The sequence below is a fragment of the Streptomyces sp. NRRL WC-3742 genome, assembly GCF_000720635.1.
Taxonomy (GTDB): domain Bacteria; phylum Actinomycetota; class Actinomycetes; order Streptomycetales; family Streptomycetaceae; genus Kitasatospora.
Genome location: NZ_JOCF01000015.1, coordinates 62,868 through 76,161 on the forward strand (window position 1 = coordinate 62,868; position 13,294 = coordinate 76,161).

General features: G+C 72.6%; 15 protein-coding genes and 1 pseudogene. 5 read left to right on the forward strand and 11 right to left on the reverse strand.

What is annotated here, in order from left to right; all coding sequences use genetic code 11:
• Positions 1-61 precede the first annotated feature (61 nt).
• From IH61_RS0111470 to IH61_RS0111485, 4 genes are read left to right on the forward strand one after another with little or no spacing between them, the layout of a single operon-like run.
• Positions 62-1,948 (forward strand): non-ribosomal peptide synthetase, encoded by a 1,887-nt coding sequence (locus IH61_RS0111470; RefSeq protein ID WP_031068431.1) that lies wholly within the window; start codon positions 62-64, stop codon positions 1,946-1,948.
• Positions 1,945-4,215 (forward strand): condensation domain-containing protein, encoded by a 2,271-nt coding sequence (locus IH61_RS0111475; RefSeq protein ID WP_031068433.1) that lies wholly within the window; start codon positions 1,945-1,947, stop codon positions 4,213-4,215. The genes IH61_RS0111470 and IH61_RS0111475 overlap by 4 nt, the downstream gene beginning before the upstream one ends.
• Positions 4,216-4,217: 2 nt before the next feature.
• Complete coding sequence (locus IH61_RS0111480; protein WP_234327137.1) at positions 4,218-4,943, forward strand: aspartate/glutamate racemase family protein; 726 nt, start codon at positions 4,218-4,220, stop codon at positions 4,941-4,943.
• Positions 4,940-6,094, forward strand: a complete 1,155-nt coding sequence (locus IH61_RS0111485; protein ID WP_031068437.1) for an acyl-CoA dehydrogenase family protein — start codon at positions 4,940-4,942, stop codon at positions 6,092-6,094. Before IH61_RS0111480 ends, IH61_RS0111485 begins: the two co-directional genes overlap by 4 nt.
• A 93-nt stretch (positions 6,095-6,187) precedes the next feature.
• Here IH61_RS0111485 and IH61_RS40755 read toward each other — a convergent pair whose 3' ends face one another.
• The 6 genes from IH61_RS40755 to IH61_RS0111515 form a co-directional block, all read right to left on the reverse strand.
• The gene (locus tag IH61_RS40755; protein ID WP_031068439.1) at positions 6,188-6,568 is read right to left on the reverse strand and encodes a CBS domain-containing protein; all 381 of its coding nucleotides are present in this window, start codon (positions 6,566-6,568) and stop codon (positions 6,188-6,190) included.
• A gap of 139 nt (positions 6,569-6,707) precedes the next feature.
• Positions 6,708-8,276 carry a DEAD/DEAH box helicase gene (locus IH61_RS0111495; protein ID WP_031068441.1) on the reverse strand — a complete coding sequence of 523 codons (1,569 nt, stop codon included), beginning with the start codon at positions 8,274-8,276 and terminating at the stop codon, positions 6,708-6,710.
• A 367-nt stretch (positions 8,277-8,643) separates the two neighbouring features.
• Complete coding sequence (locus IH61_RS0111500) at positions 8,644-8,847, reverse strand: cold-shock protein (RefSeq protein ID WP_031068443.1); 204 nt, start codon at positions 8,845-8,847, stop codon at positions 8,644-8,646.
• Between the two features lie 426 nt (positions 8,848-9,273).
• Entirely contained in the window at positions 9,274-9,579 is a 306-nt protein-coding gene (locus IH61_RS0111505) for a MerR family transcriptional regulator (RefSeq protein WP_031068445.1), read from the reverse strand.
• A 502-nt stretch (positions 9,580-10,081) separates the two neighbouring features.
• On the reverse strand, positions 10,082-10,297 hold the full coding sequence (locus IH61_RS0111510) for a hypothetical protein (RefSeq protein WP_031068447.1): 216 nt from the start codon (positions 10,295-10,297) through the stop codon (positions 10,082-10,084).
• Between the two features lie 148 nt (positions 10,298-10,445).
• Positions 10,446-10,643, reverse strand: coding sequence for a hypothetical protein (locus tag IH61_RS0111515; protein WP_031068449.1), 198 nt, complete (start codon positions 10,641-10,643; stop codon positions 10,446-10,448).
• 176 nt (positions 10,644-10,819) lie between these two features.
• Between IH61_RS0111515 and IH61_RS0111520 the strand changes: the two genes are divergently transcribed.
• Positions 10,820-11,203 (forward strand): hypothetical protein, encoded by a 384-nt coding sequence (locus tag IH61_RS0111520; protein ID WP_031068450.1) that lies wholly within the window; start codon positions 10,820-10,822, stop codon positions 11,201-11,203.
• A 154-nt stretch (positions 11,204-11,357) separates the two neighbouring features.
• Here IH61_RS0111520 and IH61_RS47720 read toward each other — a convergent pair whose 3' ends face one another.
• The 5 genes and pseudogenes from IH61_RS47720 to IH61_RS0111545 form a co-directional block, all read right to left on the reverse strand.
• Entirely contained in the window at positions 11,358-11,522 is a 165-nt protein-coding gene (locus tag IH61_RS47720; RefSeq protein ID WP_199823297.1) for a hypothetical protein, read from the reverse strand.
• Positions 11,523-11,563: 41 nt separating this feature from the next.
• Positions 11,564-11,767 (reverse strand): CsbD family protein, encoded by a 204-nt coding sequence (locus IH61_RS0111530; protein WP_031068452.1) that lies wholly within the window; start codon positions 11,765-11,767, stop codon positions 11,564-11,566.
• 132 nt (positions 11,768-11,899) lie between these two features.
• Positions 11,900-12,300, reverse strand: a pseudogene (locus IH61_RS43930) (DUF2267 domain-containing protein).
• Positions 12,297-12,728: an STAS domain-containing protein gene (locus tag IH61_RS42815; RefSeq protein WP_051836851.1), complete on the reverse strand. Its 432-nt coding sequence runs from the start codon at positions 12,726-12,728 to the stop codon at positions 12,297-12,299. The pseudogene IH61_RS43930 and the gene IH61_RS42815 overlap by 4 nt, the downstream one beginning before the upstream one ends.
• Positions 12,729-12,850: 122 nt before the next feature.
• Positions 12,851-13,285, reverse strand: a complete 435-nt coding sequence (locus tag IH61_RS0111545; RefSeq protein ID WP_031068456.1) for an Hsp20/alpha crystallin family protein — start codon at positions 13,283-13,285, stop codon at positions 12,851-12,853.
• Positions 13,286-13,294: the final 9 nt, after the last annotated feature.

Here is a 13,294-nt window from a genome sequence, read left to right on the forward strand (position 1 = left end):
CCCGCGCACCGCCGCCCCGCCGCAACCGCCGCCCTGACGAAGGAACACGAAGGAAGCAGCCATGGCCTTTGAGGCGATCCACTCGCTCGTCGCACGCTCCGTCGCCCGGTTCCCCGACCGCACCGCCGTGGAGACCGCCGACGCCGCGCTCAGCTACCGGGCCCTGGACGAACGGGCCGACCGGGTCGCGGCGCAGCTCCACCGGGCCGGGGCCCGGGCCGGATCGCTGGTCTCGGTCCTCGCACCCGACCGCGCCGACCTGGCCACGGCCCTGCTGGCCGTGCTGCGCCTGGGCGCCGTCGCGGCCCCGCTGGACGGCGCCGCCCAGACGCACCGGCTCTCCCGGCTCCTCTCCGACGCGCCGCCGGAAGTGCTGCTCGTGGGCGCCGGACAGGAGAAGACCGCGGCCGAGATCGCGCCGGCGGGGCTGCCCCTCCTCGAACTGGGCGCCGTTCAGGACGGGTTGACCGATGACAGGGGGGCCGACTACCCGCGCCACGTCCCCGGCCCGGACGACCCCTGCTACCTGTTCTTCACCTCCGGCTCCACCGGCCGCAGCAAGGCCATCCTCGGACGGCTCGGCGCCGTCGACCACTACCTCCGCTGGGAGGCCGAGCTGCTGGGCGTCGACTCCGGGTGGCGCGTCGGCCAGCTCATCTCGCCCGCCTTCGACGCCGTCCTGCGCGACCTCCTCCTGCCCCTGTCGGTGGGCGCCACCGCCGTGGCCCCGGCCCCGGAGCTGCGGCTGGACCCGGCGGCGCTCGCCCACTGGATCGACGGCGCCCGCGTCGACCTCGTCCACTGCGTCCCCTCGGTCTTCCGCTCGCTGCTGCCCACCGCCCTCGGCGACGACCTCGGCTTCCCCGCGCTGCGGTGCGTCGCGCTCTCCGGCGAGCGGCTCGTACCGGCCGACGCGGCGCGGTGGTTCGACCGGTACGGCGAGCGGGTCCGGCTGCTGAACCTCTACGGACCCTCCGAGACCACGATGACGAAGCTCTACCACTTCGTCACCCCCGCCGACACCGCGCTCCGTTCGATCCCGATCGGGCGTCCCATGCCCGACACCGAGGTGCTGCTCCTCGACGAGCGCGGCGAGCCCGTGCCCGAGGGCCGGGTGGGCGAGATCCACCTGCGCACCCCGTACGCCGCGCTCGGCTACCACCGCGACCCGGAGGCCACCGCCGCGGCCTTCACCACCACCCCGGGCAGCGGCTCCGGGCCCGCGCTCACCGTCTACCGCACCGGGGACTTCGGCCGGCTGCTGCCCGGGGCGTCCGAGGCGTCGCCCGCGGGGACGCTCGAGTTCCTCGGCCGCAAGGACCACCAGGTCAAGATCGGCGGGGTCCGGGTCGAGCTGGAGGAGGTGGAGGCGCTCCTGCGCGAGCACCCCTCCGTGGCCGAGGCCGCCGTGATCCTCACCGAACCGGACGGCGCCCCGCCCCTGCTGTGCGCGTTCGTCGAATCCTCCGGTACTTCCGGTGCTTCCGGTGCTTCCGGTGCTTCCGGTGTGCCCGACACCGACCTCCTGCGCGAACACCTCGCCGAACGGCTGCACCCCGCCGCCGTCCCCTCCGTGATCGTGCCCGCCCGCATCCCGAGGACCGTCACCGGCAAGATCGACCGCAAGGCCCTGCGCCCGCCGGCCCCCGCCGCCCAGACACCCGCCGACGACGCCGTCGCCCCGCGCAACGCCACCGAACGCACCGTCGCCGCCATCTGGACGGCCGTCCTGGCCGTACCCATCGAGGACGTGCGCACCCGGTTCTTCACCGTCGGCGGCTCCCTGGCCGTCATCACCGTCCTGAGCAGGATCAAGGACTCCTTCGGCGTCTCCCTCACCCTGGCCGACTTCCTCGCCCACCAGACCGTCGAAGGCATCGCGCGCCTCGTCGAGAAGACCCTCGTGGAAACCGACGCCGACGACGACCTCTTCGGGAGCCCGCTGTGACCGTCACCCCGCTCGACCCGGACCGGAGCGCCGCCGTCGAGGCGCAGGTGCGCGAGGCCGTCCTGCGCCACGGCTCCGTCGAGGACTGCGCGGTCGTCCTCAACGGGCCCGCCACGGGCGCCCGGCACTGCGTCCGCTGCGGGATCACCGCCGCCTACCCCGGCCTCACCTTCGACACGGACGGCGTCTGCTCCCTGTGCACCCACTACGCCGCCCACCGGCAGGCCATCCACGACTACTTCCGCCCGCCCGAGGACCTCGCGCCCACCCTGCGGGCCGCCGCCGAGGCGCGCGGCTCCGCGTACGACTGCCTGCTGCTGTTCAGCGGCGGCAAGGACAGCAGCTACGTCCTGTACCGGCTGGTCGACCTCGGCCTGCGGGTGATGACCTTCACCTTCGACAACGGCTTCATCTCCCGCACCGCACTGCGCAACTGCCTCGCCATCACCGAGGAGTTGGGCGTCGAGCACATCACCGCCACCCGGGCCGACCAGAAGGCCGTCTTCCTGGACTCCCTGCGCGACCACAAGAGCGTCTGCAACGGCTGCTTCCGCTCGCTGCTCGACCTCAGCACCGAGGTCGCCCACACCCGCGGCATCCCCAGCATCGTCACCGGGCTCTCCCGGGGGCAGATCATGGACGAGCGGCTGTCCTGGTTCCACGAGCGGGGCATCTTCGACGTCGCCGAGATCGAGGAGAAGCTGCGCCTGGGCCGCCGCGCGTACCACTCCGCCTCGGGGGCCGAGGTCGACCGGGCGAGCCTCGACACCGTCCGCATCGTCGACTACTTCCGCTACTCCGAGGTCACCAAGACCGACATCCGCGCCTTCCTGCGCGAACGCTCCGACCTCTGGTCGCAGCCCGTCGACACCGGCTTCTGCAGCTCCAACTGCATGATCAACGACGTCGGCGTGTACGTGCACTCCGCCGAGCGCGGCTACCACAACTACGAGGCCCCCACCCGCTGGGAGGTACGGCTGGGCCACCTCGACGTCGCGGAGGCCGACGAGGAGCTGAGCGGCCCCGTCGACACCGCCCAGGTCCACCGCATGCTCGCCACCATCGGCTACCCCGACCCGGCCGACCGCGACCGGATCGGCGCCCGGCTGAGCGTCTACTACGTCCCCCGGGACGGCACCGCCCCCGCCCGGCTCGCGGCCGCCGTCGCCCCGACCCTGCCCGCCTCCCTGCGGCCCGCCCAGTGGATCCCCGTCGACGAGATCCCGCGCAGCGGCGGCATCGTGGACCGCTGGGCGCTGCGCAGCCGCCAGCGGGCCGGGATCAGCGGCTCGCGCACCGGGTCCACGGCCGAGCCCGAGGAGTCGCCGCGCCGGTACCCGCTCACGGCCGGGCAGCGGGCCCTCCTCGGCGGCGGCGGGGGCGCCCGGGCTCTCGTCCTGACGCTGGACGACACCTCCTGCGGGCCCGCCGAGCTGAAGGCCGTGATCCTGCAACTCCTGCTGCACCACGACGCGTTGCGGCTGCGCTTCGAGGAGAGCGACGCGGGCCTGAGCCAGTACCACGAGGGCGTCGGGGGCAGGCTGCCCGTGGCCACGCTCAACCTGCGGGACCGGGGCGAGGCCGAGGAGACCGAGCTCATCGACCGGGCCCGCGCGCGGCTCCTCGGCGCCCTCGACCCGGCCGGCGGGCGGCTCCTGCGCGCCGCCGTCCTCGACCGGGCGCCGCGGCCCGCCGGGCTGCTGCTCGTCGTGCACGAGCTGGTCGCGGACGTCGAGTCCTGGCGGGTGCTGCTGGAGGACCTCGCCCTCGGGCTCGGGCAGTTGCGGGCAGGCGGTGTCGTGGAGCTGCCGCCCGCCGGGTCGTTCCCGCCCGCCCTCGGCACGCCGCGGCTCTCCGATGCCGGAGACCGTTCGACCGCTCATCGGATCGGGGCCTGCCTCGCGGAGGTGCTGTCGCAACCGGTGGAGGTCGTCGACCACACCGCCCGCAGCCGTACGGACCGCCTGGTCGCCCCACTCCCGCCGACCCCCGACAACGCCCGACCAACCGTGCGCTACGAGCACTTCGGCGACGTCGCCGCCACCCTCACCCCGGCCGGCGCCCCCTGGAAGCCCACCGACCGGTCCGTCGAGGAGTTCGCCCGCCCGTCCGGAGGCCACGGCCAGGGCCTCACGGTCACCGGCCGCATCCACGACGGCGAACTCGCCCTCACCTGGTGGGCCGAGCCCCCGCTGCGCGCCCGCCTCGCCGAGGAGCGGGCGGCGCAGCGCCTGGACGCGAGGCTGCGCGACCTCGAGGCGTCCTAGCCGTGGCCGGCACCCCGCCCGGCCTCCCGACCCTCGGCGTGCTCGGCGGCATGGGCCCCGCGGCCACGGCGGAGTTCCTGCGCGTACTGGCCCGCACCGTCCCGGCCGCCACCGACCAGGAGCACCCGCGGATCGTGATGCTGTCCGAGCCGGCCGTACCCGACCGCACCGAGGCGCTGATCAGCGGCAGCGACGCCCCGATGCCACTGCTGGAACAGTCACTGCGGACCCTGGTCGGGTGGGGCGCGGACCTGCTGGCCGTCCCCTGCAACACCGCGCACGTCTACCTCGACCGCCTGCGCGACTGGCTGCCCGTACCCCTGGTCCACATCGTCGAGGCCACCCTCGACACCGCCCGGGCCGCCAGCCCCGACGGCGCCTGGCTCACCGCCACCACCGGCACGGTGATCAGCGGGATCTACCAGCGCCACGCCCGCCGCACCGACTACCGCCTGCTGCTCCCCGACGACGCCCTCCAGGAGCGCGTCCATGCGGCCACCACCCTGGTGAAGGCCAATCAGGTCCCGGCAGCGGGCGAGACCTTCGGCGCCGTCGCCCGCGAACTCCTGCGCCGCGAACCGGTCCCCCTGGTCGCCGCCTGCACGGAACTCCCCCTGGCCGCCGCCCGGTCCGGACTCCCCGACGATCTGGTCGTCTCCAGCCTCGACGCCCTCGCGGAAGCCTGCGTCGACCGCCTGTACGCCGCCTCCCCCACCGGACGGAGATGAGTGGTTTGCGCCTGTCCCGAGAGCACGAGCAACTGCGGCGGACCGTCGCCAGGTTCGCCCGGACGGAAGTGGCGCCGGTCATCGGCGGCTACTACGAACGCCAGGAGTTCCCCCGGAAACTGGTCGCCGACATGGGCCGGATGGGCCTGTTCGGGCTGCCCTTCGGCGAGGAGTTCGGCGGCATGGGCGGCGACTTCCTCACCCTCTGCCTGGCCGTCGAGGAACTCGCCAAGGTCGACTCCTCCGTCGCCGCCACCCTCTCCGCCGCCGTCACCCTCGGCGCCCTCCCCATCCACCGCTTCGGCACCCCCGAACAGAAACAGCGCTGGCTCCCCCCGCTCTGCGCCGGAGAAGCCCTCGCCGGCTTCGGCCTCACCGAACCCGGCGGCGGCACCGACGCGGCCGCCGCCCGCACCACGGCCCGCCTCGACGACGGCTCCTGGGTCATCGACGGCAGCAAGTCCTTCATCACCAACTCCGGCACCGAGATCACCAGCCTGGTCACCGTCACCGCCGTCACCGGCCCCGGCAGCGGCCACGGCCCCGAGATCTCCACCGTCGTCGTCCCGGCCGGCACCCCCGGCTTCTCCGTGGCCCCCGCCTACTCCAAGGTCGGCTGGTGCGCCTCCGACACCCACGACCTCTCCTTCACCGACTGCCGCGTCCCCGCCGACCACCTCCTCGGCGAACGCGGCCTCGGCCTCGCCCAGTTCATGTCCGTCCTCGACGAAAGCCGCATCGCCATCTCCGCCCTCGCCACGGGCCTCGCCCAGGGCTGCGTCGACGAATCCCTCCGCTGGGCCACCGACCGCACCGCCTTCGGCCACCCCATCGCCCACTACCAGGCCATCCAGTTCAAGCTCGCCACCATGGAGACCCGCGCCCACACCGCCCGCCTCGCCTACCACGCGGCCGCCGAAGCCATGCTCCGCGGCGACTCCTTCATGAAGGAAGCCGCCATGGCCAAGCTCGTCTCCGCCGAAGCCGCCATGGCCAACGCCCGCGACGCCACCCAGATCTTCGGCGGCTACGGCGTCATGAACGACACCCCCGTCGCCCGCTTCTACCGCGACGCCAAGATCCTCGAAATCGGCGAAGGCACCACCGAAGTCCAACAAATGATCATCGCCCGCCACCTGGGCCTCTCCTAGGCGGCGACGTCGCGTGGCCGAGCGAGCCCGTCGCCGAGCCGACGCCCACGCGACCGGACCGAGCTCGCCACGCGGGCGGTGGCGACCGTACCTCTACAGGCTGAGCAGGCCGATGGCGTGCCCGTCCGGGTCCACCACCGGCCACGTGCTCAGGCCGCGCGAGCGCATGGCGGCGACGGCGGTGGCGGCGGGCATGCCGGTGGTGGCGAAGGGGGCGCGGTCGAGGGTCACGTCGCGTACCGGGGTGCGCTCGGTGTACCAGGACCGGGCCTGGAACGGCGCCAGGTGCAGGCGGGTCAGGAGTCCGGCGCAGCGGCCGTCCTCGTCGCGGACCAGGAGGTGGTCCGCGCCGGAGCTCTGGAGGATGTCCATCGCCGCGTCGACCATGATGTCGTCGCTGATCTGCAGCTCGGGGTGGGTCATGAGGTCGCCGACCGTGGCGGTGGTCGGCGGATTGTGGACCGTAGTGGTCACGGGCTGACTCCTTCGTGGCTTCCCCGCCGGGGCCGGCGGTGATGATCGGGACTCTGACGGGCGGGTCGACAGGCCGTGCCGGCCGGACCCCTCACCGGGAGTCGGGCCGGGCGGCTACGGCCTGTCCTTCGGATCAGCCCTAGGCAGCGAGGACGACACGCTTGGGGGCCCGGCGGCGGGCGGAGCCCTGGTTCTCCCGGCCGGCGACGGCCCGGCTGTCACCGGCGGTGCGGGCGGGACGGCCGCGGCGGCCGCGGTTGGCGGCGGGGCTGCGGCGCGGCCGTTCGACGACGGGGTCGGCGATCACGGTGGGGATGCCGGTGGGCACGCGGGCGCCGGTGATCCGGGCCAGTTCCTCGTCCCCGGCGCTGACCTTGGTGATGACGGGGGTGACGGCGGCCGTGGCCATCAGGCGGGTCATCGCGCGGCGCTGGTTGGGCAGCACCAGGGTGACGACGGTGCCGGACTCTCCCGCGCGGGCGGTGCGCCCGCCGCGGTGGAGGTAGTCCTTGTGGTCGGCCGGCGGGTCCAGGTTGACGACGAGGTCGAGCCCGTCGACGTGGATGCCCCGGGCGGCGACGTTGGTGGCGATCAGCGCGGTGACCTGGCCGGTGCGGAACTGCTCCAGGGTGCGGGTGCGCTGGGGCTGGGACTTGCCGCCGTGCAGGGCGGCGGCCTTGACCCCGTTCGCGAGCAGGTCCTGAACCAGGCGGTCCGCACCGTGCTTGGTGTCGGTGAACATGATCACCCCGCCGTCGCGGGACGCGATGTGGGCGATGGTGGCGTTCTTGTCGAAGTTCTGCACGTGCAGGACGTGGTGCTCCATGGTGCTGACCGCCCCGGCGGACGGATCCACCGAATGGGTGACGGGGTCCTTGAGGAAGCGGCGCACCAGGCGGTCGACGTTGCGGTCGAGGGTGGCGGAGAACAGCATCGTCTGGCCGCCGTCGGCGACCTGTTCGAGGAGTTCGGTGACCTGCGGCAGGAAGCCCATGTCGGCCATCTGGTCGGCCTCGTCGAGCACCGTGACGGTGACCTCGTCCAGCTGGCAGTCACCGCGCTGGATCAGGTCCTTGAGCCTGCCGGGGGTGGCGACCACGACCTCCGCCCCGCGGTTCAGCGCGTGTGCCTGGCGGCCGATCGACATTCCGCCCACCACGGTCGCCAGGCGCAGGCGCACCGCGTGGGCGAAGGGGGTGAGGGCCTCGGTGACCTGCTGTGCGAGCTCGCGGGTGGGGACCAGCACCAGGGCCAGCGGGCGGCGCGGCTCGGCCCTGCGTCCGGCGGTGCGGGCCAGCAGGGCGAGGCCGAAGGCGATGGTCTTGCCGGAGCCGGTGCGGCCCCGACCCAGGACGTCGCGCCCGGCGAGCGAGTTGGGCAGCGTGGCGGCCTGGATGGGGAAGGGTGTGGTGACGCCCTGGCGGGTCAGGGTGGAGAGCAGGGCATTGGGCAGGCCGAGTTCGTCGAACGCTTCGACGGCCGGCAGTGCCGGGGTGGTGCTGACCGGCATCGCGAACTCGCCCTGCTGGGAGGAACGCTGGCGGGGGCCACGGGCGGAGGAGTGCCGGTCGCCGACGGGGCGGTCGCCGTAGAAGGAGCTGCCACCGGAGCGGGAACCCGAAGACGATCGGGAGCCCGCAGAGGAGCGGGAACCCGAGGAGGATCGGGAGTTGGCGTTCTGGTACGAGGAGCGGCTGGAGCGGTTCATGTGAAACCTTCCCGGGGCGGCACGTCACGAGGAAGGCTCTGCGGCACATGGCAGCGCGGAGACCACAAGGGAACGGGCCGAACGTGTGGCGGGTGGGGCGTGGACGGTGGAACCGTGCGGCACGTCACCTACGGTCGGCGCTCACCGCGCGGAGCGGGAGCGAGGAACCTCAAAGCCGTGCGATGGCACGGCAGGGCGCCGGTCCGGACGCGGCGCTGTGCGTCTCGCGTGGGAACGGGCGGCGGTGGCGGGGCCACGGGGCCTGAACGGCCCGGGGAAATGCGCGTGCCGCAATGCCGAGAGGCCCGCACCAGGCGTGTGTGCGCGGTGCGGGCCCCTCGCTGCTAGGCGGGTGCCGTGGCAGAAACTACAGCGGACGAATGTTCTCGGCCTGCGGGCCCTTCTGACCCTGCGTGACGTCGAACTCGACCTTCTGGCCCTCGAGCAGCTCGCGGAAGCCGTTGGCGTTGATGTTCGAGTAGTGGGCGAAGACGTCGGGGCCGCCGCCATCCTGCTCGATGAAGCCGAAGCCCTTTTCCGCGTTGAACCACTTCACAGTGCCATTAGCCATAAAAAATCTCCTTCAAGGGGCTGTCCGAAGCACACACAGCGCGCACTTCGAGTCGCCGCGATGAGCACCCACCCGGGGAAGAGCCGGGAAACAAAAATGCACCTGCGAAACATCAGCAGGCGCACACAAAGTTCATGGGAACCACTACTGCAACTAAGACGACAGTAGCAGGCCCCGGCCCACGGCGGTGGGATATTTCCGCCCCAGATTTTCGGGGCCCCTTCCCGGAGCCGCCGGGCCGGGGCGGAGGAGACCGTCAACGGGCCTGGAAAGCGGGCCGGTTGACCGTGTGGATCACTCCGCCCGGCCGACCGCCCCGCGGCACGACGGCCGCAGGTGCGGCGTGTCCGCCGTCACAGTGGAGGTCTCACAGCGGAGGTCCCACCCGTTACTCCGCGAAGTCGCGGGCCGGCGGTCCGGTTCTCCTCAGGTGTGGTCGCGGCGGAGTTGTTCGTTGATGCGCAGGGCCTCTTCGAGCTGGTCCTCGAGGATGATGATGCGGCACGCGGCGTCGAGCGGGGTGCCCTGGTCGACGATTTCGCGGGCGCGGGCGGCGATGCGCAGTTGGTAGCGGGAGTAGCGGCGGTGGCCGCCGGCTGATCGCTGGGGGGTGATGAGCTTGGCCTCGTCGAGGCTGCGCAGGAAGCCCGGCGTGGTGCCCAGGATCTCTGCGGCCCGGCCCATGGTGTAGGCGGGGTAGTCGTCGTCGTCGAACTTTGTCTCTGCGCTCATGCGCTCCGCCGTGTCGTGGTCGGTGGCGAGGGTGGCCTGTTCCACCAACACCTTCTTTCTCGGGAAACGGGTCGAGGGCCCCGGCGCTGTTGTACGCCGGGGCCCAGGGATATGTGGATTCACTGCACCATCAACTGCACTACTACTGTCGGCCGACCGGCCGACCTGCGGTGTCCGCACTGCCCCGGGGAGGAACAGGATGCGGGGATCGCGTATGCGTGACCGAGGACCACCTCTTCCATGACGTTCCATGACGATGGCTGCTGCGGTGACCGCCCGGCTGGTACTGCGTGCCGTGGCGGGCGATCCGACGGGGTGAACCCTTCCCTTCTCCTCTGGTGTGCATCTTGCGAACTTCAGGTACTGCCAACTGCGGCACTGCCCAGGCAGTTCATGTCTGCCTGTCCTGCGGTCCTGCTCTTCCAACACGAGGAACACTACACAGACCGCCGCGCAATGTCTACTTTGGCCAGCACAGGTTTCCACCTCTGGGCGAGGAGCTTTATCGAGGAGGCACCGGTCGGCCGGCACCGGTGGGACCGCCTGCGCCGGGGTGCGCGGTGAGGGCGTCGCGCAGGGCGTAGAGGTCGGCCACGGTCGCCTGCTCGGCCAGGCGCGCCAGGAGCCGACGCAGGACTCTGTCGTCGCCGTCGCGGACCGCCTCCACGATTCCGATGAGCACGGAGGTGTCAGTGCTCGGGGCGGACTGCTGCTGCATCTCCACTCTCCTTCGCGCCCCCTGCGGGGGCGCTGCATGTGCCGGGTCTGCGCCCTGCGGCGCCCTGGTCGGGGCGGGAGACTACCGGCTGAGCGGCAGCCCGGAGCTGCGGGGGTACCGCTGCAAGGACGCCGCTGCGGCGGTTCGTTCAGCGGGTGGGTGCGAGCGCGGTGAGCGCGGCGGCCAGGATGTCGTGGACGGCGGGCGCGGCCGAGCTGGAGGCGAGCAGGAAGCCGAAGACCACGGCGACGCAGACCGTGAACCCGCTCGCCCTGCGCCGACGCACCTGAACGGCGAGAGCCACACCGAAGAACACCACCGCCGACACCTCCAGGACCACGGCCACCCCTCTGCGATCCGCCGGGCTACGGCCGAACCGCGCCCGGTATCTCTCCCAGCCGTCCCACATTTTTCCATGCGGTGATCACAGCTAGTGGAATTGCCGTGCCGCGTCGCGTCCGGCGGCGCCGAGGGCCGGGGTGTCCGTGCGGGCGGCTTGCGGCGGGCACTATCCTCGGGTACATGTCGAACCCTGATGGGCTGCTCGTCGACATCGCCGCGATGGTGGAGTCCGAGCGCAGCAACCAAATGCCTTTGACCGTGGTCGTCCCGGGGGCGGTCATCACCGGCCGCCTGGCGCCGGAGAGTCTGTGGAACGAACGGGTGGCCGAAGTCCTCGCCGCCTCCGAGCACTTGAAGTCCTTCGCCGCGCTGTTCTCGGCGCCCGCCACCGGCGACGGCGACGACGCGGCACTGTCCGCCGCGCGGCCGACGCACCTGCATCTGCATGTCGCCCGCATCCTGCAGGGCAGCTACGGCCTGCCCCACACCGGGGGCATGTACCGGATCGCCATCGCCGACATCAGCAGCTGGACGGTGGGGGACCTCAGCTACTCCGACCAGTGATGCCCCGGCCGGCACGGGCGTGCCCGGCACGCCTCCGGTCGGGGTAGCCGGCCGTCCAGGGACGCCCGTGGGGCGGGAAAAGCCGGGAAGGCTTTCCCCGCCCCACAGGACCGGGCCGACGGCGCAGCGCCGCTCCTACCTGCCTGCGCCCCTCCTACCTGCCTGCGCCCCTCCCCCGGCCCAGGCGCACACCGCCGAGCACCAGGGCGGCGACGAACAGCACGGCGCCGATGACGAGCAGCCACAGCAGGCCCTTCACCAGGGCGCCGACGAAGCCGAACACCACCGCGATCAGCAGGATGAACAGGAACAGTGCCATGCCGTTCTCCTCCTTCTTCGGCTCCTTCTTCGGCCCGAACGTCAGTCGTTGCGCTTGAGTGCGCCCTTCACCCGGTCGGCGGCGCCCTGCACGGCGTCCTTGGCGTCGTCCACGGCCTGCTTGGCCTTCGACTCCACCTGGTCGGCCTGGCCCTCGCCCTTGAGTTCCTGGTCCCCGGTCAGGTCGCCGGCCTTCTCCTTCGCCTTGCCGGCCAGTTCCTGCGCCTTGTTCGACAGGTCACCCATCGGTTCCTCCAGTGGTCCGTTGGTCCGTTGGTCCGTCGGCGGTGCGGTGACACCGCCCGTTCATCACATCTTGCCCGGTATTGACCCTTTCGCTCCTCCTTCGGTACGGGCCGCCGCCCACGCCGTACGGGGTCAGGCGGCGGCGGGGGTGAGGTCGGCGCGGCCGAACAGGAGGGCGTAGCCGCGCGGCAGGTAGTCGAGCAGTCGGGCGGTGAGGTCCTCGCCGACGAGGTCCGCGAGCGCGGTGAGGACGCAGGAGGCGTCCCAGCGGGCGGTGGCGAGGGTGGTGTTGAGGTTGCGGGCCACGGCTTCGACGAAGGCGGGGGCCGTGGCGGGGCAGGTGAGGGGGATGGGGCGACGAGGGCCGCGCGAGCGTGGTCGGGCAGTGCGGCGGCGAGGTCGCAGCGTTCGTCGCCGGCCAGCTGGGAGCCGAGTATCCCCAGGACGGTGTCGAGGACCTGTTCGGCCTGCTCGTCACTGGGGTAGCGGCCGAGAGAGCGCAGCTGCTGGATCAGGCGGCGGTGGCGGGTCATGGCAGATGGCCTTCCGGGGGCGGGCCGCCGCGCGGGTGCTGCGGCCGAGGGTGTCGGCCGGGGGTGGCGGGGTGGCCGAGGAGGGTGTCGTAGGGGGTGGACGGGGCTCTCCCGGCGGCCCCGCCCCCGGCGGCAGCGCCGGGGGCGGGGGCCAGGCGGCGGGTGAGGCCCGCGAGCGTGAGGAGGCGGGCCACGGGGCGGCTGATGCCGTGCACCACGAGACGGCGGCCGCTGTGGTCGGCCCGGTTGCGGGCCTGGACCAGGGCGCCGAGGCCCGCGCAGTCCATGAAGGTGACCTGCGACAGGTCGAGCACCACCACGTGGTGCTCGGAGAGCGCGCGTTCCAGTTCGCGGCGCAGGCGCGGGGCGGTGTCGAGGTCGATCTCGCCGCGCGCCCGGACCGTGAACGGGCTCACCAGGGCGGTCATCGCAGGAGCTCGCAGTTCCTCCCGTCCGCCTCGGCGGGCGGGACAGCGGAAGGGGTGGGAGTGTCCGGCGCCGCCCCTCGGGGGGATGCAGGGGCGGCGCGGGACGCTCTGGGCGCGGCCGGTCAGGCCCGGATCTGCTTGCGGTCGCCGCTGTGGCTGATCGCGATCTTGCGGGGCTTGGCCTTCTCGGCGACCGGGATCTTCAGGGTCAGCACGCCGGCCTGGTAGTCGGCGGTGATCCCCTCCGGGTCGAGCGTGTCGGAGAGCATGACCTGCCGGGAGAACACGCCGAGCGGGCGCTCCGAGAGCTCCCACTTCACGCCCTCGCCGTCGTGGCGGGGGCGGCGCTCGGCCTTCACGGTCAGCATGTTCCGTTCGACGTCGATGTCGATCGCCTCCGGGTCGACCCCGGGCAGATCGAAGCAGATCACGTACTCGTCGTCGACGCGGTAGGCGTCCAGCGGCATCGGCGTCGGGCGCGACCAGGTGCCGGTCGTGTTCAGGAACTGCTGGGTCAGCCGGTCCAGCTCGCGGAACGGGTCAGTGCGCATCAGCATTGCGAAACA

Coding starts and splice junctions, on each gene's coding strand:
- IH61_RS0111530 (WP_031068452.1), bottom strand. CDS start 11,767: ATGGGTGACCTGTCGAACAAGGCGCAGGAACTGGCCGGCAAGGCGAAG.
- IH61_RS0111495 (WP_031068441.1), bottom strand. CDS start 8,276: ATGAACCGCTCCAGCCGCTCCTCGTACCAGAACGCCAACTCCCGATCC.
- IH61_RS0111545 (WP_031068456.1), bottom strand. CDS start 13,285: ATGCTGATGCGCACTGACCCGTTCCGCGAGCTGGACCGGCTGACCCAG.
- IH61_RS42815 (WP_051836851.1), bottom strand. CDS start 12,728: ATGACCGCCCTGGTGAGCCCGTTCACGGTCCGGGCGCGCGGCGAGATC.
- IH61_RS0111470 (WP_031068431.1), top strand. CDS start 62: ATGGCCTTTGAGGCGATCCACTCGCTCGTCGCACGCTCCGTCGCCCGG.
- IH61_RS0111505 (WP_031068445.1), bottom strand. CDS start 9,579: ATGAGCGCAGAGACAAAGTTCGACGACGACGACTACCCCGCCTACACC.
- IH61_RS0111520 (WP_031068450.1), top strand. CDS start 10,820: ATGTCGAACCCTGATGGGCTGCTCGTCGACATCGCCGCGATGGTGGAG.
- IH61_RS0111485 (WP_031068437.1), top strand. CDS start 4,940: ATGAGTGGTTTGCGCCTGTCCCGAGAGCACGAGCAACTGCGGCGGACC.
- IH61_RS0111500 (WP_031068443.1), bottom strand. CDS start 8,847: ATGGCTAATGGCACTGTGAAGTGGTTCAACGCGGAAAAGGGCTTCGGC.
- IH61_RS47720 (WP_199823297.1), bottom strand. CDS start 11,522: ATGGCACTGTTCCTGTTCATCCTGCTGATCGCGGTGGTGTTCGGCTTC.
- IH61_RS0111510 (WP_031068447.1), bottom strand. CDS start 10,297: ATGCAGCAGCAGTCCGCCCCGAGCACTGACACCTCCGTGCTCATCGGA.